Here is a 20,699-nt window from a genome sequence, read left to right as displayed (position 1 = left end):
ATACCACTTCATAGCTTCAGACCTGAACAGTTTAAGTCTGATAAAGTCGAAAATATCATTCTTCCACAAGAGGGAGAGACAATTTTATTCTAAACTATAAGACTTCACAAATTATACTTTCTTGCGAGTGGCATAAAATCCAGAAGTGCCCATAACTTCGGATAGATCTCGGAGTATTCGCAAAGACACAGTAAATATAAAATAATGCGCCTTGTTTTCTTTCATGCTTATTCAAAACAGAAAACAAGGCTTTTATTTTATATTAACTGTCTCTATTGCTCATACTAAATCGCTCTATCCAAAGTTATGGGCACTTGTGGATTTATGGGTTACTACACATATAAAGACTAATTTTTTGCAAGAACAGCAGACGAACTGAAAGTGTAGGCATAGTGATGTGAACGATTTTGAAATGATGATAAAAGGATATAAATAAACCCACAAAAGACTTTTGTTCTGCTAATTTTCATAGTAATTTAATCGCAATTTTATATATGTTAACGAGGAAAAAAGACCTGTATGTTATAATGATGGCGTCAACTAAAAAACGTGCTTTATTGTATGGAGAAATGTGAATGGCGAGCAGTAATTCTTTTGATCAGTTTATTAGTGATGAAATTGAAAAAGGTAGAGGCCTGTATGTCCCTGTAAAAGCTAGCCGTTTTGAGCGTATGTTTGTGAAATGGCATGATTGCAAGGATCTTCATCCAAATCCTGATGATGAGTTTAGTGATCCTGCTATAGGTCCCAGCTATAGAATAATATCTGACTATGAAAGAGAGTTCAGAGACAGACTTAAAAAGGGAGAACAACCAATAAATGACCCACTTATCGTTGGTAAGGTTCATCCTGAAGGCTACATGCTCATTAATGGCCACCACAGATGGGCAGCCGCTTTGAAAGTTGAGATCAAAAAGGTTCCTATAAAGATCATCAACATGATGAGTGATGAGGAACTTCAAAGAATAGTTGAATCATCACAGCATGATAAAAGAGTCACCATGGACCTGGACGAAGTAGTATTCAAGAGTGAATGGGACAATTATGTTGAAAAAGAAACAGGATTCCATTTTGGCTCCAAGATAAAAAAGAAAATGATGCTCGGAATCCCCGCGCTTTTCAATTATCTGACTACCCATGGTTATGACATATTTGTATACTCATCCGAGTTCTATTCTATTGATGACATAAGGCGCTACTTCAACAGATTCTTCGTTCATGTAGATGGAATCATAACAGGAACCGGTAAAAAGAATGTAAAGTTTTCCGAGGCCCAAAAGAACATACAAAAACTCATCAAAAACAAGTACGCCAAAACAATACACATCGACAATGACTCCGTCATCTGCACCCACAGTGGCACAGGTGAATTCGAAGAATACGACCTCGAAGTCCCAGGCTCCCTATGGTCCAAAAAGGTCATCGAGATCATCGAAAAGATAGACGCCCCACCCGCAGAGTAGGCGGCTCCCCCGGAGAGAACCATTTGCGTGACATTTCGGGAATTGTTACCCTAATAAAATAGTAAAAATCATTTTCTTTTGAGCCAATTCTGAATCAAACAGAATTGGCTCAAAGTTTTATAAAAAATAAAAAAAACGATTAACAATTTATAAATAATTACTTTATAATATCTGTAATAAAGTTGTTGTTGACTGGTGAAGAGGAGGGGAAAAACAATGCTTGACAGACAGATAGGGGAACTAACGGGGTATCCATCAATTGATAAGCCTTGGCTTAAGTATTACAGCGAAGAAGCCATAAATGCAAAGCTTCCGGAGTGTACCATTTTTGAGTACATGTATGAGAATAATAAGGATTTTCCTGAAGATATCGCCATTATATATATGGGGCGAAAGATAACGTATGGCGAACTCTTTGAAAATATAGATAGGGCTGCAGCAGCTTTTTTGAAGGCTGGTGTTAAGGAAAATGAGATTGTTACAGTGGCACTCCCAAGTATTCCAGAAGCACTTTACTGTGTGTATGCTCTTAATAAGATAGGCGCTGTAGCCAATATGATCCATCCATTGGCGGGTAAAGAGGAAACGATGAATTATTTAAATGAAGTAAAAAGCAGGGTTGCCATTATTTTTGATGGGGCTTATCCGACTATCGCAGGTGATATAGATAAGACATCTGTTGAGCAGGTTATAGTAGCTTCTCCTTCAGACTCATTACCGCTTGCTCTTAAAGCTGCATATAACTTATCTAAAAAGAAAATCAGACTAGATAGTATGTTTATTAGCTGGAAAGACTTTATTCGGAAAGGACATGATATTCCTGTGGCTCCTGTGAAAAAAGATTGTTATGAGATGGCAATCATATCACATACAGGAGGGACAACTGGTGAACCCAAGGGATGCATGATATCCAACTATAGTATTAATGCTGAGATCTGGCAGGTTGGAAAGACAATGGGACCTGTAAGACAGGAGTGTATGATGGCTGTTTTGCCACCATTTGTAAATTATTGCCTGACAAATAGTATGCTTGAGCCTCTTGTGTTTGGAATGAAGCTTGTACTATTGCCTAAATATGAGCCATACAAATTTGCTGATTATGTAAAGAAATATAGAGTTAACCATGTTAACACAGTACCAGCATACTGCGAGGTGATACCTAAGATTTCTCATATTGAAAAGTATGATTTGTCATCGCTGAAATATGTTGTATATGGTGGTGAGGGCATGACTGATGAGGTTGAAACTACTATTAATGATACTCTGAAAAGATGTGGCTGTAAGTATGCTCTAAAGAAAGGATTAGGAATGACGGAAGTCACCAGTGCAGCATCAGCAACATTTGATAACGTAAACGATATGGAAAGCGTTGGGATTCCTTTGCCTAAAATGCTATTTAAAACAATTGATACGGAGACTGGTGTTGAAAAGCAATATGGAGAAGAAGGAGAAATATGCATTTGCGGTCCAACGCTGATGTTGGGATACTATAATAATAGCGAAGCAACAGATAAACTGATAAATATCCATGATGATGGAAGGCGATGGATGCGCACAGGTGACCTGGGATACATAAACGAGGACGGTGTGATCCGTGTGACTGGACGTATTAAAAGAATCATTATGACTAAAGGCGAAGACGGACAAACAACCAAGATTTTTCCTGACCGCATTGAGAAAGCTTTATATTTAGATTCGGCAGTTGAATTATGCTGTGTTATTGGAATACCTGATGAAAAGAGAATAAACTATCCACAGGCAATGGTAGTATTAAAAGAAGGAATAGAAAAAAGCGAAAGTATTAAGCAGGCAATTCTTGATAAATGCAGAGTAAAGCTGCCAGGTTATATGGTGCCTGAGATAATAGAGTTTCGTGATGAGCTTCCAAGAACATCAAGGGGAAAAGTTGATTACAGAGCATTGGAAAAAGAAGCAATGTAAATGAACTGATAGTGTACTTTGGAACTCTTCTAACGCCATCGCTCCATCCCTGACAGTAGCGCCCCACCTGCAGAGTAAGCGGTCCCCGCAGGTGGGGCACTACTGTCAGGGATGGCGTGATGACCTTAGAAGAGGCCTTTGCGCCAGGATTTTTGGTGGTAGCGGATGAAGGCGGTGACGCCGACTATTGTCCAGGTGATGCCGGTAGATATCCAAAGGCCCCAGGCTCCGAGGAAAGGAAGAGAGCAAAAAAAGGCAGGGAATATTACTCGGCCGACCATTTCTGAGATGCCGGATATTAGTGGGAACTTTGCGTCGCCGGCTCCGTTGAGGATTCCGCGGCAGACGTAGATTGTTCCAAGTGGGAGATAGAAGCTTGAAAGGATCCTCATGGCTGTTTTGCCAAAGGCTATTACTTCAGGCTCATTTACAAATACTCTCATTAGGAAATCGCCGAATATCCACATAAGAGGGATCATGATAAGGGCGTATGTGCCCATCATTGTCATACCGACTCTATAGCCTTTCTTTACCCTGTCACCTTTTCTGGCTCCGATATTCTGGCCTGAGTAGGTGGACAGAGAATCTCCAAGTGCTTTGAACTGCATATTTACAAGATTTTCAATTTTACTTGTTGTAGTAAAGGCGGCGATAACAACTGCTCCGAAAGAGTTGATAACTCTTTGGAGTATGACAAAAGAGAGGGCGATAAGTCCGCTCTGAAGCGCCATTGATCCACCTAGTGTGTAGCATTTGATTATTATATTTTTATCCAGTACGAAATCTCTTTTCTCAAATTTAAATACTGGATTTTTCAAAAGAGCATATCCAATTGAAAGGGCAGCGGATAGAGCCTGAGCTGTTATAGTTGCTATAGCAAGACCCTTTACTCCAAAATCAAAGTAAATAACAAAGGCAAGGTCCATCAGGATATTAAGAAAACTGGATACAATAAGGAAATAAAGGGGCGTTTTGGAATCGCCGATTCCTCGCATGATGTAGGAAATTGTATTATAAAGAGCTGTACCTATAAAACCTATGCAGGTTATAGACATGTAGATCACTGAGCTTTCAAGGATCTCATCAGGAGTTTTCAAACCGTAAACCAGTACCGGACGGGACAGAAAAGCACCAAGGCATCCCACAAATATAGAGGTAGCACTTACCATAAAGAAGGCGTTGGTAATCGTTTTTCTTACACCATCTTTATCGCCTGAACCAAAGAACTGAGAAACAATAATACCTATTCCTGTTGCAAGTCCGTTTCCAAGTGCAAAAAAGAGATTTGTTATATGACCTGTTGAACCTACAGCGGCAAGAGCGTTGGAATCGATGAACTTTCCGGCAATAATAGTATCTACTATATTGTAGAACTGCTGGAAGATATTTCCTATCATCATCGGAATCATGAAGCTTATGATAAGGCTGAAGGTATCGCCATTTGTCATGTCTTTTGAATACTTTTTGGGAATGGGATTTGCCATTTATTTTTTCTCCTGAATGTGATAAAAAATGCTGCCGTGGGGAAAGAAAGAAAAACCCAGGCAGCAATTTAAGTGTAGTACATAAGATTAGAATAATCTCATTAAAATTTGATGTATCCAAATAAAAAATTATGTTTTAATGCTATTGCTTTTTAAATCATATATCTTTTTAGGAATTTTAACTTTCACATAAAGGTCGGCATACTGCGAGGCAGTGAGATCTTCAATATAGTTTAACTGATATTTCTTATTAACCCCGTTTTTTATAAGTATATCTGCAGCCTTATTATAGGCAATGGCTGCTTCAATTTCTGAATTGTAGACGCCTACAACATAATTACTCTTAATATGTATGAAGGTCTTGTATTTGATAAAGCCCTTGTGGGCAAACTGCCTTACACCGTGGTAACGATTCAGGATAATTATATTTTCATATCTAAGATCAAAGGGATCATCATTGGCAAAAAGATAGTCTCTGCCGGATACAGCATAACTTTTTATTCCGTAGCGCTGCAAGACAGAGAGCTGGCTTCCGTAATCAGCAACAAACAGATGTCCTCCGCGCTTCATGATCTTGTGGGATGAGTAGTAAAAAAGATCATCTATATCAAATTTCAAGATTTCATCAGGAGATAAGTAGTAAAGAAAATATTTTTTTTCAAGATAGATGGGATTCGGGATATATATACCCTTGTCTCGGAAGTTGATTAGTATCACGCACTTTTCAAAAGGAAGGTTCATTCCTTTTTTGTAGGAAGAAATTACAAAGTTTTCACTGTGGAGAATGTAGTAGCTTTCATCATAAACAGCACTGGCTTTTTTCAAAGTCGGATATGAGCCAAGCGATATGTGCTTTCCATTAAAAACTATGGATGTTCTGTAAGACGGTGTGCCGTTTTTTAAAGCCGTCTTATACACTCCGGTATGTTTTCTTTGCTTCAAAAGTAGTCCCCCGCTATTTACTTTACTAATTCAAAGTGCTAAATTATTATGGATATACTGTTTGGCTGTATGGTATACTAACCATATCTATTTTACCAACAAAAGAGGAGTGAAGGCAATGGCAAAGGAAGTTTTGTATAGTAGCACACGAGGAGCTTTAGGCAATATCCATGCATCTGAAGCTATCTTAAAAGGTCTTGCGGGCGACGGCGGTTTATATGTTCCGGACCATATTCCACATCTTGAAAGATCACTTAGAGAAATTGCATCTTTAAGCTATCAGGAAACAGCTTATGAAGTAATGAAGTTATTCCTTACTGACTATACTGAGGAAGAACTTAAATACTGCATTTCACATGCATATGATTCCAAATTTGACACAGAGGAGATAGCTCCTTTAACAGAAGCAGACGGGGCTTTCTATCTTGAACTTTATCATGGTTCAACTATTGCATTTAAGGATATGGCTCTTTCAATTCTGCCTTATCTTATGGTTACAGCTGCTAAAAAGAATAACGTTAAGAATGAGATAGTTATTCTTACAGCTACAAGTGGTGACACAGGAAAGGCTGCTCTTGCAGGTTTTGCTGATGTTCCCGGCACAAAGATCATTGTCTTTTACCCAAAGCACGGTGTAAGCCCTATCCAGGAAAAGCAGATGGTCACACAAAAAGGTGCTAACACATGCGTTATAGGTATCGAGGGCAATTTCGACGATGCGCAGACAGGTGTTAAAAAGATATTTACAGATCCTGAGCTTGCAAAAGAAATGGACGGCAAGGGATTCCAGTTTTCATCTGCCAATTCTATCAACATTGGAAGACTTGTTCCTCAGATTGTTTATTATGTTTATTCTTATGCAAAACTCCTCAAAGAGGGCAGAATTGCAGATGGCGACAGCATAAACGTAGTAGTTCCTACAGGTAACTTTGGCAATATCCTTGCAGCTTATTACGCAAAAAATATGGGTGTGCCAATTTCAAAGCTTATATGTGCATCCAACTCAAATAAGGTACTTTTCGACTTCTTTAAGACTGGTGAGTATGACAGAAACCGTGACTTTGTACTTACAGCATCACCTTCAATGGATATCCTTATCTCATCTAACCTTGAGAGACTTATCTACCATATTTCAGGTGATAATTCGGCAAAAGACGCCGAGTTCATGGAAAAGCTTTCTAAAGATGGAAAGTATGAGATCACAGATGAGATGAGAGAAAAACTCACTGATTTCTTTGGGGGCTATGCTTCTGAAGATGAGACATTTGAGACTATCAAAAATCTTTTTGATAAGACAGGATACCTCATTGATACCCATACAGCTGTAGCGAGCTGCGTATATAATAAATACGTAAAAGAGACAGGTGATAAGACTGTTTCGGTTATTGCTTCCACAGCAAGCCCATACAAATTCACAAGAAGCGTTATAAATGCTCTTGGAATTGCAGAAGAGGGCAAAGATGACTTTGAACTTGCTGATAAGCTCAGCGAAGTTTCAAAGGTTGAAATACCTGAGGCTGTAACATCTATAAGAACAGCTGATGTATTACACAAGACAGTAGTAGATAAAACAGAAATGGAGAAGGCAGTAAGGAATTTCCTTAGCCTGTAAGTAAATGGATACATTTAGTAATATTTTTGATATTTTGATTATTTTTGGCGGCGCTATCATAATTTATTACGCCGAGCAGATGAAAGCTAATGATATAATAAAAGTTGGAATAATGGTTCCACCTACAGTTAATGTCAAGAAGATGAAGGATAGGGAAGGCTTCAAGACATATGCTTTTCCGAGACATTTTTTACAAGGACTGATACTTATGGTATTAGGGCTTGTAGGAATCGGATGTGACTTGTATTCAAGGCCTGACCTGCATGCCATCGTTTACATTGTTGTTCTTGCTTTCTATATCATTGGAAATCTCTTTATAGAGAAAGGAAAAAAGAAATTCTACTAAAAAATGCTTATATAACAGGAGGTGCGTATGGATTTAGGAAAAGGGTACTACTCGGATAACACACCGGAGATTGTTGAGCTATCTAAGCTTTCAGAAGCAGCTGATCAGATTGAGAATGATCTTTTTATCAAATATGATGTAAAAAGAGGCTTGAGAGACTTAAACGGAAAGGGCGTACTTACCGGCCTTACAAGAATTTCTGAGATTATTGCCAAAGAGGTTGTTGATGGCAAAGAAATTCCAAAAGACGGTGAGATCTACTTTAGAGGCTATGATGTCCACAACCTGATAGATGCTGCAGTTAAGGAAAACAGATTTGCATTTGAAGAATGCACGTATCTACTCTTATTTGATAAACTTCCTTCTGGAAAAGAGCTGTTTGAATTTGAAAAATTACTTGGAATATATAAGAGTCTTCCGCCTAGCTTTGTAAGAGATGTCATCATGAAGGCTCCGAGCCGGGATATGATGAATACTCTTGCAAGGAGCGTTCTGACTCTTTATTCCTACGATGATCTTGCTGATGATGTTTCACTTCCTAATGTGCTTAGGCAGTCACTTCAGCTGATCAGTATGTTCCCGCTTTTATCAATTTACGGGTATCATGCCTACAACCATTATCATGAGGGCAATTCCCTCATTATCCATCCGCCAAAGGAGGAGCTTTCTACTGCAGAGACGATTCTTTATCTCCTTAGACCTGACAGCAAGTATACAGAGCTTGAAGCAAAGCTTTTGGATATTTGTCTGGTGCTCCATATGGAGCATGGCGGTGGTAACAATTCATCTTTTACAACACATGTAGTGAGCTCAAGTCTTACAGATACTTATTCTGTTATCGCCGCTGCCATCGGTTCTTTAAAGGGGCCTCGTCACGGCGGTGCCAATATCAAGGTTGTGCACATGTTTGATGATATTGAGCAAAATGTCAAAGACTGGAAAGATGAAGAAGAGGTAGGAGCTTATCTTGATAAGATCCTGAATAAAGAGGCATTTGATAAATCAGGACTGATCTACGGTATCGGTCATGCCATTTATTCTAAATCTGATCCAAGAGCTATGATCTTAAAGAGCTTTGTTGAAAAACTCGCTGTTGAAAAGGGAAAAGAGGATGAACTTGCTCTTTATGAAATGGTAGAGCGCCTCGCACCAAAGATCATCAGCGGCGAGAGGAAAATGTACAAAGGTGTAAGTGCCAATGTGGATTTCTATTCAGGTTTTGTTTACAGAATGCTTGAGCTTCCTGAAGAGCTTTATCCGACCATCTTCGCAATAGCAAGGATAGTGGGCTGGAGTGCTCATAGAATGGAAGAGCTGGCCAACAACGGCAAGATCATCAGACCTGCATATATGGCTATAGAGCCAAGAAAAGAATATGTTCCTATGTCGGAGCGGTAATAAAAAGTATGAAAAAACTCACGTAGATTTCTACGTGAGTTTTTTATTTAAGATTAAAGGTTATATTTTGCTGCGATAAGAGGAGCAACCTTTGAAGAACCGATACGGCTGCAGCCTGCATTTGCATAAGCAAGAGCATCTTCTATTGTGCGGATTCCGCCAGCTGCTTTGATCTTAACATCAGGACCGATGTGCTTTTTGAAGAGCTCGATGTCTTCAAGGGTAGCACCTGCGCTGCCAAAGCCTGTTGAAGTCTTGATGTAATCTGCTTTTGCTTCTGTAACGATCTTGCAAAGCTCGATCTTTTCTTCTTCTGTAAGATAACAAGTCTCGATGATAACTTTAAGAAGTTTGTCTCCGCAAGCTTCACGGATCATCTTAAGCTCTTTTCTGACTTCATCGTATCTGTGATTTTTAACATCACTGATATTTACAACAGTATCAATTTCTTCTGCACCATCAGCGATAGAATCCTTTGCCTCTACAACTTTAGATGAAGCTGAGTTATAGCCAAGAGGGAAACCAATAACCGTGCAGAGCTTTAAGCTGTCGCCATATTTATCGTGAACTCTTTTAAGATATGTCTGTGGGATGCATACGGTAGCAGTTCCGTATTTAACTGCTTCATCGCAAAGTGCAACGATCTGCTCCCATGTGGCATCAGCCTGTAAAAGTGTGTGGTCAATAAGCTTTAAAATATCTTTTTCTTCCATAACAACTCCTTTTTTTATAAAACAAGAATGTATTGATAATTATATACTTAAATCATAAAATATAAAATAGTGTTTTGCAGGAGGATTTATTAAATGGCAAATGAGAATACAGTTATAAAAGACAGACTTGAGAAATTACGCGCTGCAATGGCAAAAAATGGCATTGATTACTATATTATGCCAACTTCAGACTATCACAATTCTGAGTATTCTGCAGATTTCTTCAAAGTAAGAGAGTATTTCTGTGGATTTGACGGATCTAACGGAACACTGGTAGTATCACAGAATTTTGCAGGAATGTGGACTGATGGAAGATATTTCATCCAGGCAGAGAATCAGATGAAGGGCACTGGAGTAGAACTCTTTAAGATGCTTAATCCAGGTGTCCCTACAATTGCAGAATTTCTTTTTGACAATATGAAAGATGGAGAGACATTAGGCTTTGATGGAAAAGTTATATCAACCAGTGTTGGAGAGAGTTATGAGAAAAAGCTTTCCGGCAAAGCTGTAAAATACAAGATCGATAAAGATCTTGCTGAGGATGTCTGGACTGACAGACCTGCACTTCCTTGTCACGATATGTATGTACTGTCTGACGAGCTTTGTGGCAGATCATTTAAGGAGAAGCTTGCAAATGTCAGAAGCAAGATGAGAGAGTTCGGAGCAACTGCCCATCTGTTAAGTAAGCTTGATGATATCATGTGGCTTACAAACCTTCGTGGAAGCGATGTTGAATGCAATCCTGTTGCGCTTGCGTATGCATATATTACTTTCGACAGATTTGTTCTCTTTGTTCAGGAAAAAGAGGTGACAGATGAAGTAAGGGCATATTGCGATAAAGTGGGCATCGAACTCAAAGATTATCATGAGGTAATGAATTTTATCTCAGAAGTTAAACTTGATGGAAATGTTCTTTGCGATAAGAGAAACACTAATTTCCTTACATATAAGACACTTCTTGACAGGACAAAAGAGGCAGGAGTTCTTTTGAAGAATGAGAAGGACCCTACAGAGATCATGAAGGCTGTCAAAAATGAAACTGAGCTTAAAAACATCAGAGAAGTGTACTTAAAGGACAGCGTTGTTCTTACTAAGTTTATTTACTGGGTAAAAAAGAATGTAGGAAAGATCCCTATGACTGAGTATACTGCAGCTGAAAAGCTCGATGGTATGAGAGCATCACTTCCAGGATTTATAGAGCTTTCATTCCCTACTATCAGTGCTTACAAGGCTAATGCCGCAATGGCTCATTACGAAGCTACCAAAGATAATGCAGCAGAAGTTAAAGCTGATGGAATGCTCCTTGTTGACTCAGGTGCTACATACATGGGCGGAACAACTGATGTTACCAGAACTATTGTAGTTGGTGAGATCTCAGAGGAGATAAAGAAACACTACACAGCAACTGTAATGGGAATGCTAGGTCTTGCATCTTCCAAGTTTATGGAGGGCTGCACAGGTAGAAACGTAGATACTTTTGCAAGAATGGCACTCTGGGAAATGGGCATTGACTACAACCACGGCACAGGCCATGGAATCGGATATATGCTTAATGTCCATGAGGGACCTCACAACATTAGATGGAGATTTAATGAGGGCATGCATGAGGCAGTTCTTCAGCCTGGAATGATCGTTTCTGACGAGCCTGGTGTTTACATTGAGGGAAGCCACGGTATTCGAATTGAGAACATTGTTGAGGTAGTTGAGAGAGAAACTAATGAGTATGGAAGATTCCTTGGATTTGACCATCTCACTTATGCACCTATTGACCTTGAGGCAATTGACAAGAAATACATGCAGCCTAAGGACATTGAAAAGCTCAATAATTACCACAAGATGGTCTATGAGAAGGTGTCTCCTTTCATCGATGATGAAGATGTAAAGAGCTGGTTAAAAGAGGCTACAAGGGCAATTTAATAAGTTTAAGTTTTCATAAAAATACTGTTAAAAAACGCGTAGACCCTTGAAAAATAAGGCATTTTGAATATAATAGAGTTAGAAGTACACAAGTACTTCTCCTGGGGTGTCCGACATCTCCTGTGTAATTTGAACCTACATTACTTTAAACGGGACTCCTACATCACCATTTTTTATGTCACGCCTTCGGCTCTGCGCATGCGCAGAACAAGCTTTGGGAGAGGAAGACAGCGATAATGGTTGCGGTAACCCACCTGGCGTTAGCTAGGAGTCAAATAACAGGAAACGGCATTTTGGGGTAAATTAGGAATCAAAAGCAGCCATGAAATATTGGCTGCTTTTTCCTTTTGTACTACAAACAGGGAGATCAGTTATGAATGTAAAAGCTGCACTTATAGCAATGGGAGTGGACTTTGCTACAAAGATGCAAAAAAAGAATATTGCAGCGTTTGCAAGCAGCACAGCTTTTTTTCTGATTCTTTCATTTATCCCTCTTCTTCTTTTGGTTACATCCTTACTGCCATATACCACAGCTACCAAAGAGGATCTGGTGCGAGCCATTATTCAGGCCACACCGTATTTTGCCCACGATATTATTGTAAGACTTGTAGATGAAGCCTATATGCAGTCTCCGGCCATATTGTCTTTTTCTGCTATCATCACTATCTGGGCGGGATCACTTGGAATGTTGGCTCTCATCAGAGGCCTTAACTGTATCTATGACATAGATGAACGAAGAAATTATATTTATTTAAGACTCATTGCTTCGGTTTATACACTGGTGATGATCGTTATTATGCTTCTGATGCTGGTGCTTATGGTTTTCGGCAAACTGATAGAAGGCTTTTTTATTAATTTGTATTTACCGGTTTCATATGTTTTTACGTTTTTAGTCAATTTTAGGTTTATACTTGTTATAGGAATTGCGCTTTTTATGTTTGCACTTATATATACCTATGTTCCAAGTGCAAAATTTAAATTTATTTATCAGCTTCCGGGGGCAGTTTTCTCAGCAGTTGTCTGGTATGTCTTTTCATGGATATTCTCTGTTTATGTTGATATGACTGACAACTATTCTCTTTACGGAAGTCTGGCTACGCCTGTGATCATGATGTTTTGGCTGTATTCCTGTATGTATATTTTCTTTATCGGAGCTTTTATCAACAGATTTTTCCATCCTGCGGTTAAAGTCCTGTATCAGGACCATCATCAGAAAACAGTCAGGAAAAAAGCTAAAAAGAAGAGCACAAAACAACTGAGAAAACCGAAAAAATATGATGAATTTGGATGATCATTTTCCTTTAAGGAGGTAGTTATGAAATTCAATGGTAAGTGGTTTAAGAAAAGGTGGGTTTCCTATTCGATTGCTACCTGTTCTGCAGTTTTATTTTATATGTTGCTGTCACATCTTCCTGAAATTCTTGATCTGTTTGGGAATTTATATGGATTTATCAAACCGGTTGTAGTAGGAGCAGTAATAGCATATATTTTTGATCCTTTAGCCCGTACATTTAACGGATCAATCTTTAAGAAGATCAAAAATGAAAAGACAAAGTGGAAGCTTTCAGTTGCAACGACGATAGTTGTTATCATAGCTGCGGTAGTTCTTTTGTTTGTGGCACTTATTCCACAGGTTGCGGACAGCGTAAGTACTTTTGCTTCGAATCTGGGATCGTACATTGCTTCATCACAACAGTTGCTCGACAGTTTTGAAAATCAGTCCGGTAATAGGGTATTTGGTATTGATATAAGCGGGCTTGCAGGACTTGGCGAAAGAGCCCTTGATAATATCAGTAAGTATTTTACAAATCAGGAAAATATGCAGAATATTTTAGATGGATCTGTAAGTGCAGGAAAAGGCTTTTTTGATGCAGTGATCGCTTTTATACTGGCAATTTATCTTATGCTTGACAAGCAGAGACTGATAAATGGAATATCAAGGGTAATGAGTCTGATATTGAAGGAAAAGACCTATGTAAGTGCAGGAGATTTTCTTGCAAGATGTAATCAGATTCTTATCAGATATATAAGCTTTGATATTATTGATGGAGTCATAGTGGGAGTTATTAACTTTATCTTTATGCTTGTTACAGGAATGAACTATTCTGTACTTATTTCTGTGATCGTTGGAGTTACCAATCTTGCTCCTACGTTTGGACCTATAGTTGGTGCGCTTATTGGCGGCTTTATCCTTGTCCTTGTTAAACCATGGCATGCATTATGGTTTTTGGTATTTACAATTGTGCTGCAGACAATTGACGGATATGTCCTTAAGCCTAAGCTTTTCGGAGAGAGTCTTGGCGTTTCACCTCTTATGATCCTGATTTCCATCATTTTAGGAGGCAGACTATTCGGAGTTGTAGGTATTCTTTTAGCTATTCCTTTTGCGGCAATCATAGACTTTGTTTGGAAGGACTACTGCCTTAAAAAGCTTGAGGAAAGAAAATTAAAGAGTTACAATAAGGATATAAAAGAAAAAGATGTATAGGAGGGGGACTATGACAGAATTTGTAGATGCTGTAATTGAATTTGCTAAGGACAAGCTTGATCAGGCAATGGAGATATGGGACAGCTTTGATGAAGACAAAAAGAAACTCTTGATTGGATGTGCTGTTGCAGGTGTCTGTGTTATAGTCGTAGCTTCAGTATTCTATGGATTAGGTAAAGCAAGAGGTAAGAAACTTGCCCTTATGGAAGAGGACTTTTAAGAAAAACTTTTAAAACTTCCGTTTGCCAGGCATTCGTGTGTTTCCTGGTGACGGAAGTTCTTTTTTTAGGAGGAAATGTGAAGAAGATCATTAAACCACTAATTATTTCAGTTTGTTCAGTACTTGCCTTTTTGATTCTCATAGTAGCTACGGTATTGGGATACCTTACTCTGGATGAGTATAATCCTGCAGCTGTAGAAAAGCTTGAAGTTGAGAACTATGGCGGAAAGACCTTGAAGACAAATAAGTCCATAAGGATTATGGCATGGAATATTGGATATGGAGCCCTTGGCGATAACGCCGATTTCTTTATGGATGGTGGAAAAATGGTAAATACTGCGACTTATGAAAGAGTCGGGTATAATCTTGAGGGTATTGTTGACAGAATAGATGAGATAAATCCTGATATTTTAATGGTTCAGGAGATGGATCGCAATTCTACAAGATCTCATTTTGTTGATGAGTATGAGTATATAAAAAAGAAATCCGGATGTTATGCTGCCAAGAGTCAGAGTACTTTTGCTTACAATTTCAAGGTTTCTTTTGTTCCTTATCCGATTCCTCCTATTGGAAAAGTTGAAGGCGGAATTGCTACTTACAGTTCGTTTGTGATTGATGAAGCTAAGCGAATACAGCTTCCATGTCCTTTTTCATGGCCGCTTAGGACAGGCAATCTTAAGAGATGCCTTCAGGTAATGAGGATGCCTATTGAGAATTCTGAAAAAGAGCTTGTTCTTATAAATCTTCATTTGGAAGCCTATGACGATGGTGAAGGCAAGATTGCCCAGACTAATATGTTAAAAGAGATTATGAAAGAAGAGTTTAATAAAGGCAATTATGTAATAGCCGGTGGCGATTTTAATCAGGTCTTTTCCAATATTGATACAAGCAGCTATCCGGTGCTTGAAGGTAACTGGGAGGCAGGAGTAATAGATGTGTCAGAATTTGGTGTCGATTTTCAGTTTATGACAGATGTTTCCAATCCTACATGCAGATCTCTGGACAGAGTGTATGCTGATGCTCAGGATAAGTCACCAAATGCATTCCAGTACTACGTTATAGATGGTTTCATAGTTTCTAGCAATGTTGCTGTTCAGGGCATTAGAACACACAACACAGTATTCCAGTATTCAGACCACAACCCGATCAGTATGGATGTGGTTCTTTTACCGGATACTTAAGAATAGTCGATAATTTGATATAAATAGTGACAGTTGACGTTTTTTTGAATATAATAATAGTACATGATATTTCGTGAAAGGGGACTGGAGGAAATGGTACAGAAAAAGAAACGTAACGTTATTGTTGGACAGTCGGGAGGTCCTACAGCAGCTATCAACTCGTCACTTGCCGGAGTTTACAGAACTGCTAAGGATCGTGGATACAACAAGGTTTATGGAATGATCCACGGCGTCCAGGGACTTATGGAAGGGAGATATGTTGACCTTTCAGATCACATTCAGAGCGGACTTGATATTGAGCTTTTGAAGAGAACCCCATCTGCATATTTGGGATCATGCAGATTTAAACTCCCAGAAATCTTTGAGAACAAAGAGATCTATGAGAAGATATTTGATATCCTGACAAAACTTGAAATTGATTGCTTTATCTATATTGGCGGAAACGACTCTATGGATACGATCAAAAAGCTTTCAGATTATGCTATTATTTCCGGATCTGATATAAGGTTTGTTGGTTGCCCTAAGACAATTGATAACGACCTTGCACTTACAGATCATACACCGGGTTATGGCTCAGCAGCCAAGTATATCGGAACCTCTGTTAAAGAGATCATCAGAGACAGCTGGTCCCTTGAAACCAGTCATGGACAGGTTATTATCGTTGAAGTAATGGGAAGAAATGCCGGATGGCTTACAGGCGCAACAGCACTTGCAAGAGGCGAGGACTGTGACGGACCTGATGCAATCTATCTTCCTGAAATTCCATTTGATATGGATGCATTCATTAAGAAAATCAAATCCCTGCTTAAAAATAAAGCATCCATCGTTGTTGCTGTATCAGAAGGTATCAGAACAAAAGATGGTAAGTATGTAAGTGATATGGACAACAACATTGAGTATGTTGATGCATTTGGACATAAGCAGCTTACAGGAACTGCAAGATATCTTTGCAATGTTGTTGCCAGCGAGTGCGGTTGTAAGACTCGTGCTATCGAGCTTTCAACACTTCAGAGAGCAGCAAGCCATTGTGCATCAAGAGTTGATATTCTTGAAGCTTATGAAGTTGGCGGTGCAGCGATGAAGGCTGCGGACGAAGGTGACAGCGGAAAGATGGTTGTTATCGAGAGACTTTCTGATGACCCTTATCAGGCCGGAACAGAAGTTAAAGATGTTCATAAGATTGCCAATGACGAAAGAACAGTTCCAAGAGAATGGATCAATAAAGAAGGCACATATGTAACTAATGAGTTCATCACCTATGTAAGACCTCTTATTCAGGGTGATGTTGGACCAATCATGGTTGACGGTATTCCAAGACACCTTTACAGACCTGGATTCCAGGATATTTTATGATTAGGCCACCTTTTAGGAGTAGCTATGGCTTCAGATAATGCAGGAATTGCGATAGTTGATGAGGAACTAAATATTATCGACGCTGATTTTGCTTTTTCTGATTATGTTTCAGACCCGGATCAAAAGAGCTTTCTGTCTAATGTTTATCCGGATGACCAGCATTTATTGTATGAAATGGTAGAGCATCTCGCCAGTACAACCGGCGAGACGCTCTGCTTTCGCATTTTTGGGAAAAACAATAATCTGTTCTGGGTGATCGCTGATTGCCATAGAGCAGATGGCAATCCAAAGAATATTTCCATTTCATTAAAAGATGTTGAGACACTTAATGGTGGGAGTAGTCATTCCATCGACTATGGAACAGGTCTTTTAGACAAACAGGCTATAATTGATTATGCCAAATCCAGGATGGTCGAAGGAAGTGATGGCTTCTCACTATGTATCATGGACATTGATAACTTCAAGAAGATAAATGATACCATGGGACATTCATTTGGAGATAAGATCCTTCTTGAAGTTGGAAAAATAGTCCTGGATGTTTTGAAAAATGATGGAAAAGCCGGAAGAATCGGTGGCGATGAAATCATGCTTGTCATAAATGGCAAGTCTGATTCGAATGGACTTAGAAATTATTTAAAAGCAATCCGTGAACGTGTAGAGAAAATGCGGTTTGATAAGGATGGTTATCCGCTTGTCACAGTATCAATAGGAACGGGCAATTATCCTAAAGATGTAGATTCCTATGATAAGCTTTTTAACCTTGCAGACAAGATGCTTTATAGAGCCAAGAACAGAGGAAAAAACAGATATGTGATGTATAACTCTGAAGTTCATGGCCCTATAATAGATGGCGAGCTTGATACGATCGGAGGGATCGTGGGCTATGCCAAGCCGCAGGATAAGACTAAGCTGGTATTGGGATTTTTGGATGGATTTTTCGGTTTTGGCAATAAGACTATTGTAACTTCATTCATGCAGCTTATCGCCACCTATGAAATTGATGAAGGATATATTTTTTTCAAAAATGTTAAAGAAAGTTACATTGGCTTTAAGCGTAGGACTGATACAGGCAATGAGAATGATCAAAAACTTGGCATGATCGAGGAACATGTAAGTGAACTGGGATATGCAACAGACAGGGCATTTGATGAAAAATTCGATGACAATGGAGTGTTTGTTGTAGATACTCCGGAGAATCAGTTGAGGTTGACAAGTGCTTTGGAGTTCTTTAGGGACAATGGAATAAAGCATGCTTTCTTTTATAAGATGAATGAAAAATATCAAATGGGTTATATTGTGTTGTATAATACACGAAATAATTCGCGAAAAATGCCTCAATCCGATATAACTGACTTCACTTATCTGGGGAAAATGATCGAAATCGCCTTAAATTCTAGGTAAAAAAGGGAAAAAATCAGAAAAACATAGTATTTTTCTGCATTTTACTGTTGTTATGAGTACATATTAGTGGTAAAATGGGCTTTGTAATAAATAATTTCTTTTTGGAGGGAAAATTAAATGAACAAGACAGAACTTATCGATGCAATCGCTAAGGAAGCAGGACTTTCAAAGAAGGACGCTGCTGCAGCACTTAACGCATTCACAGACACAGTAACAAAGGAGCTTAAGAAGAAGGGTAAGGTTCAGCTTGTTGGTTTCGGTACATTCGAGACAACAAAGAGAGCTGCTAGAACAGGTAAGAATCCTCAGACTGGCGCAGCTATCAAGATTCCTGCATCTGTAGCACCTAAGTTCAAGGCTGGTAAGGCTCTTAAGGATCTTGTAAACAAGAAATAATTTTCTAACGAAGCTAAAGGCTATGCCATAATATGGCATAGCCTTTTTCAATGCAATTAAATTTCAATATTTATTATTTTATGGTTTGTATGTAATTGAAAAAAAGTGTTTTTTTTTATAAAATTATATTGTGTCACACTTTTACAAAAAATAAATGAGGATGTGTCCATGACATTTGAAAGAAGTTTTGAAAATTACGTACAGATTTTATCTGAAGAGGATGTGACTCCCGAAATATCGCCGGGGGCTCTTTCTGATGTTGCCAAGGAATTTGCTTTGCGCTCAATTGTTGCAATAGTGTCTGATTCCAAGGATTCTGATAAAGCTGGCGAACCTGATGTGGTAATACCACTATTTGGACCTGTGCCTGAAAAAGAAGCACCAGCATATCTTTTTAAACATAAAATGGCTGGACGCAAGGAAGTTACATATAATGTTTATCTTTATGGTGATAAGGGCTGGTCAGAGGAAGAATATAAGGCTTTTGCTGTTATCATTGATATACTTTCTTTCCATATGGAGCGTTTTCTTTTATCACAGGTGGTTGAAAAGAGCGCCCTTACTCAGTATCTTACAGGCCTTCCCAATTCAGGTGGATTTGTTCAGTACGCCACTAAACTCTGTGGCACCAAAGCTATATATGAATATGATTCATTCTATTTTAATTTAAAGAGCTATGGCCTTATCAGCAGGAGATATGGGCTTGCTGAGGGTGATGAGATAATGAAGCGCTACGCGAAAAAACTCAGGGAATTTTGTGGACCTGATGAGATTGTTGCTCATTTTGGTGGCGATAATTTTACTGCACTCATCAAAAAAGAGAGGACAAAAGAATTCCTTAAGTTCTTGTCTGCAGTACCGGTTTATGGCGAAAAAAACGGCAAGAGGGATGAATTTACCATTGCAGCTGTCATAGGTGTATATGCCGTGGATGAGTCATTAAAAGAGCCTGGGCAGCTTATTTCAAGAGCTATTATGGCATGTAACTATGCCAAGAATGTAGCAAATAAGCCATATGTTTTTGTTAATAAGGCTATGAGTACCAGAATTTACAGACAGAAACAGATAGAGGACAGATACGAGGAAGCTCTTGCAAATGAAGAATTCAGGATATATCTTCAGCCAAAAGTAGACACTATCACGGGAGAAATAGTTGGTGGTGAATCTCTGGCAAGATGGTTCTGCAACGGAGTGGTTCTTTATCCTACCGAGTTCGTTCCTATTCTTGAGCAGGAGGGAATGGTTGCATCTCTTGACTTATATGTCCTTAAAAAGACATGCGAATATATCAACGACTGGAAACAAAAAGGAATGCTCCCTGTACCTGTTTCCGTTAATTTCTCAAGGAAAGACTTAAGTTATAAGCACCTTGCAAAGGAAATAATAAGGATAATCGATGAAAGCGGAGTTGAGCGAAAGATGATCCAGATAGAAGTTACAGAGACTTCAAGTGAGGATGAGAGAATACTCATGACAGCTTTCCTTGAAAGACTTAAAGAGTATGGAATCGCAACTTCAATTGATGATTTTGGAACAGGTTTTTCATCTCTTTCTACTCTTCGTGATTTTCCGGTATCAGAGATAAAAATTGACAGATCATTTATAAATAACGATAATCTTAACAAAAGCGACGAAATAGTGTTAAGAAATATTATCATGATGGCAAAAGAACTTGGAGTTAGTGTTATTGCAGAGGGTGTTGAGAGAGAAGATCAGATTGAACTTCTAAAACACGTTGGATGCCACGTGGTTCAAGGCTTTTTGTATGATAATCCAATGCCAAAATCAGACTTTGAAAAACGACTTGAAAAGAGATTTTATTCTTAATTTAATAATTTATACTT

General features: G+C 38.7%; 17 protein-coding genes and 1 other RNA gene. 15 read left to right on the top strand and 3 right to left on the bottom strand.

Annotation, left to right across the window (positions count from 1 at the left end):
• Positions 1-575 precede the first annotated feature (575 nt).
• Together G585_RS0112150 and G585_RS0112145 are read left to right on the top strand one after the other, a co-directional pair.
• Entirely contained in the window at positions 576-1,463 is an 888-nt protein-coding gene (locus G585_RS0112150) for a ParB/RepB/Spo0J family partition protein (RefSeq protein ID WP_022775318.1), read from the top strand.
• Positions 1,464-1,679: 216 nt separating this feature from the next.
• Positions 1,680-3,404, top strand: a complete 1,725-nt coding sequence (locus G585_RS0112145) for a class I adenylate-forming enzyme family protein (RefSeq protein WP_022775317.1) — start codon at positions 1,680-1,682, stop codon at positions 3,402-3,404.
• 125 nt (positions 3,405-3,529) lie between these two features.
• Here G585_RS0112145 and G585_RS0112140 read toward each other — a convergent pair whose 3' ends face one another.
• Both G585_RS0112140 and G585_RS0112135 read right to left on the bottom strand, forming a co-directional pair.
• The gene (locus G585_RS0112140; protein WP_022775316.1) at positions 3,530-4,888 is read right to left on the bottom strand and encodes an MATE family efflux transporter; all 1,359 of its coding nucleotides are present in this window, start codon (positions 4,886-4,888) and stop codon (positions 3,530-3,532) included.
• A 129-nt stretch (positions 4,889-5,017) separates the two neighbouring features.
• Positions 5,018-5,830 carry a hypothetical protein gene (locus tag G585_RS0112135; RefSeq protein ID WP_022775314.1) on the bottom strand — a complete coding sequence of 271 codons (813 nt, stop codon included), beginning with the start codon at positions 5,828-5,830 and terminating at the stop codon, positions 5,018-5,020.
• Positions 5,831-5,948: 118 nt separating this feature from the next.
• On the opposite strand from G585_RS0112135, the gene thrC reads away from it, so the two are divergent.
• Genes thrC through G585_RS0112120 form a run of 3 tightly spaced genes read left to right on the top strand, consistent with a single transcriptional unit; the run spans position 5,949 to position 9,186 of the window.
• Positions 5,949-7,442 (top strand): threonine synthase, encoded by a 1,494-nt coding sequence (gene thrC / locus G585_RS0112130; protein WP_022775313.1) that lies wholly within the window; start codon positions 5,949-5,951, stop codon positions 7,440-7,442.
• A 4-nt stretch (positions 7,443-7,446) separates the two neighbouring features.
• Positions 7,447-7,788, top strand: coding sequence for a hypothetical protein (locus G585_RS0112125; protein WP_022775312.1), 342 nt, complete (start codon positions 7,447-7,449; stop codon positions 7,786-7,788).
• 27 nt (positions 7,789-7,815) lie between these two features.
• On the top strand, positions 7,816-9,186 hold the full coding sequence (locus tag G585_RS0112120) for a citrate/2-methylcitrate synthase (protein WP_022775310.1): 1,371 nt from the start codon (positions 7,816-7,818) through the stop codon (positions 9,184-9,186).
• 53 nt (positions 9,187-9,239) lie between these two features.
• On the opposite strand, the gene deoC is transcribed toward G585_RS0112120, so the two are convergent.
• Positions 9,240-9,899: a deoxyribose-phosphate aldolase gene (deoC, locus tag G585_RS0112115; protein ID WP_022775309.1), complete on the bottom strand. Its 660-nt coding sequence runs from the start codon at positions 9,897-9,899 to the stop codon at positions 9,240-9,242.
• 93 nt (positions 9,900-9,992) lie between these two features.
• Here deoC and G585_RS0112110 point away from each other — a divergent pair, with 93 nt between their 5' ends.
• The 10 genes from G585_RS0112110 to G585_RS0112070 all read left to right on the top strand — a co-directional run bounded on the left by G585_RS0112110 (position 9,993) and on the right by G585_RS0112070 (position 20,682).
• A complete protein-coding gene (locus G585_RS0112110; protein ID WP_022775308.1) occupies positions 9,993-11,816 on the top strand; it encodes an aminopeptidase P family protein in 1,824 nt (607 codons plus the stop codon).
• A gap of 95 nt (positions 11,817-11,911) precedes the next feature.
• Positions 11,912-12,120: non-coding RNA, 6S RNA (gene ssrS, locus G585_RS19400), on the top strand.
• Between the two features lie 69 nt (positions 12,121-12,189).
• The gene (locus G585_RS0112105) at positions 12,190-13,107 is read left to right on the top strand and encodes a YihY/virulence factor BrkB family protein (RefSeq protein WP_022775307.1); all 918 of its coding nucleotides are present in this window, start codon (positions 12,190-12,192) and stop codon (positions 13,105-13,107) included.
• A gap of 24 nt (positions 13,108-13,131) precedes the next feature.
• Complete coding sequence (locus G585_RS0112100; RefSeq protein WP_022775305.1) at positions 13,132-14,304, top strand: AI-2E family transporter; 1,173 nt, start codon at positions 13,132-13,134, stop codon at positions 14,302-14,304.
• A gap of 10 nt (positions 14,305-14,314) precedes the next feature.
• Entirely contained in the window at positions 14,315-14,524 is a 210-nt protein-coding gene (locus G585_RS0112095; RefSeq protein ID WP_022775304.1) for a hypothetical protein, read from the top strand.
• 77 nt (positions 14,525-14,601) lie between these two features.
• Positions 14,602-15,705: an endonuclease/exonuclease/phosphatase family protein gene (locus G585_RS0112090; RefSeq protein WP_022775303.1), complete on the top strand. Its 1,104-nt coding sequence runs from the start codon at positions 14,602-14,604 to the stop codon at positions 15,703-15,705.
• 93 nt (positions 15,706-15,798) lie between these two features.
• On the top strand, positions 15,799-17,058 hold the full coding sequence (locus G585_RS0112085) for a 6-phosphofructokinase (RefSeq protein WP_022775301.1): 1,260 nt from the start codon (positions 15,799-15,801) through the stop codon (positions 17,056-17,058).
• 24 nt (positions 17,059-17,082) lie between these two features.
• Positions 17,083-18,459 carry a GGDEF domain-containing protein gene (locus G585_RS0112080; RefSeq protein ID WP_022775300.1) on the top strand — a complete coding sequence of 459 codons (1,377 nt, stop codon included), beginning with the start codon at positions 17,083-17,085 and terminating at the stop codon, positions 18,457-18,459.
• 117 nt (positions 18,460-18,576) lie between these two features.
• Entirely contained in the window at positions 18,577-18,855 is a 279-nt protein-coding gene (locus tag G585_RS0112075; RefSeq protein WP_013280467.1) for an HU family DNA-binding protein, read from the top strand.
• A 168-nt stretch (positions 18,856-19,023) separates the two neighbouring features.
• A complete protein-coding gene (locus G585_RS0112070; protein ID WP_022775298.1) occupies positions 19,024-20,682 on the top strand; it encodes a GGDEF domain-containing phosphodiesterase in 1,659 nt (552 codons plus the stop codon).
• Positions 20,683-20,699: the final 17 nt, after the last annotated feature.

It is taken from the genome of Butyrivibrio sp. AE2015, assembly GCF_000420825.1.
In the GTDB taxonomy this organism is placed as follows: domain Bacteria; phylum Bacillota; class Clostridia; order Lachnospirales; family Lachnospiraceae; genus Butyrivibrio.
The sequence above is the reverse complement of the archived record's forward strand: the minus strand, read 5'-3'. Positions and strand labels throughout refer to the sequence as shown.

Excerpts from the sequence above, each read along its gene's own strand:
- G585_RS0112150 (WP_022775318.1), top strand. The coding sequence starts at position 576 with ATGGCGAGCAGTAATTCTTTTGATCAGTTTATTAGTGATGAAATTGAA.
- G585_RS0112145 (WP_022775317.1), top strand. The coding sequence starts at position 1,680 with ATGCTTGACAGACAGATAGGGGAACTAACGGGGTATCCATCAATTGAT.
- G585_RS0112140 (WP_022775316.1), bottom strand. The coding sequence starts at position 4,888 with ATGGCAAATCCCATTCCCAAAAAGTATTCAAAAGACATGACAAATGGC.
- thrC (WP_022775313.1), top strand. The coding sequence starts at position 5,949 with ATGGCAAAGGAAGTTTTGTATAGTAGCACACGAGGAGCTTTAGGCAAT.
- G585_RS0112125 (WP_022775312.1), top strand. The coding sequence starts at position 7,447 with ATGGATACATTTAGTAATATTTTTGATATTTTGATTATTTTTGGCGGC.
- G585_RS0112120 (WP_022775310.1), top strand. The coding sequence starts at position 7,816 with ATGGATTTAGGAAAAGGGTACTACTCGGATAACACACCGGAGATTGTT.
- deoC (WP_022775309.1), bottom strand. The coding sequence starts at position 9,899 with ATGGAAGAAAAAGATATTTTAAAGCTTATTGACCACACACTTTTACAG.
- G585_RS0112110 (WP_022775308.1), top strand. The coding sequence starts at position 9,993 with ATGGCAAATGAGAATACAGTTATAAAAGACAGACTTGAGAAATTACGC.
- G585_RS0112105 (WP_022775307.1), top strand. The coding sequence starts at position 12,190 with ATGAATGTAAAAGCTGCACTTATAGCAATGGGAGTGGACTTTGCTACA.
- G585_RS0112100 (WP_022775305.1), top strand. The coding sequence starts at position 13,132 with ATGAAATTCAATGGTAAGTGGTTTAAGAAAAGGTGGGTTTCCTATTCG.
- G585_RS0112095 (WP_022775304.1), top strand. The coding sequence starts at position 14,315 with ATGACAGAATTTGTAGATGCTGTAATTGAATTTGCTAAGGACAAGCTT.
- G585_RS0112085 (WP_022775301.1), top strand. The coding sequence starts at position 15,799 with ATGGTACAGAAAAAGAAACGTAACGTTATTGTTGGACAGTCGGGAGGT.
- G585_RS0112080 (WP_022775300.1), top strand. The coding sequence starts at position 17,083 with ATGGCTTCAGATAATGCAGGAATTGCGATAGTTGATGAGGAACTAAAT.
- G585_RS0112075 (WP_013280467.1), top strand. The coding sequence starts at position 18,577 with ATGAACAAGACAGAACTTATCGATGCAATCGCTAAGGAAGCAGGACTT.
- G585_RS0112070 (WP_022775298.1), top strand. The coding sequence starts at position 19,024 with ATGACATTTGAAAGAAGTTTTGAAAATTACGTACAGATTTTATCTGAA.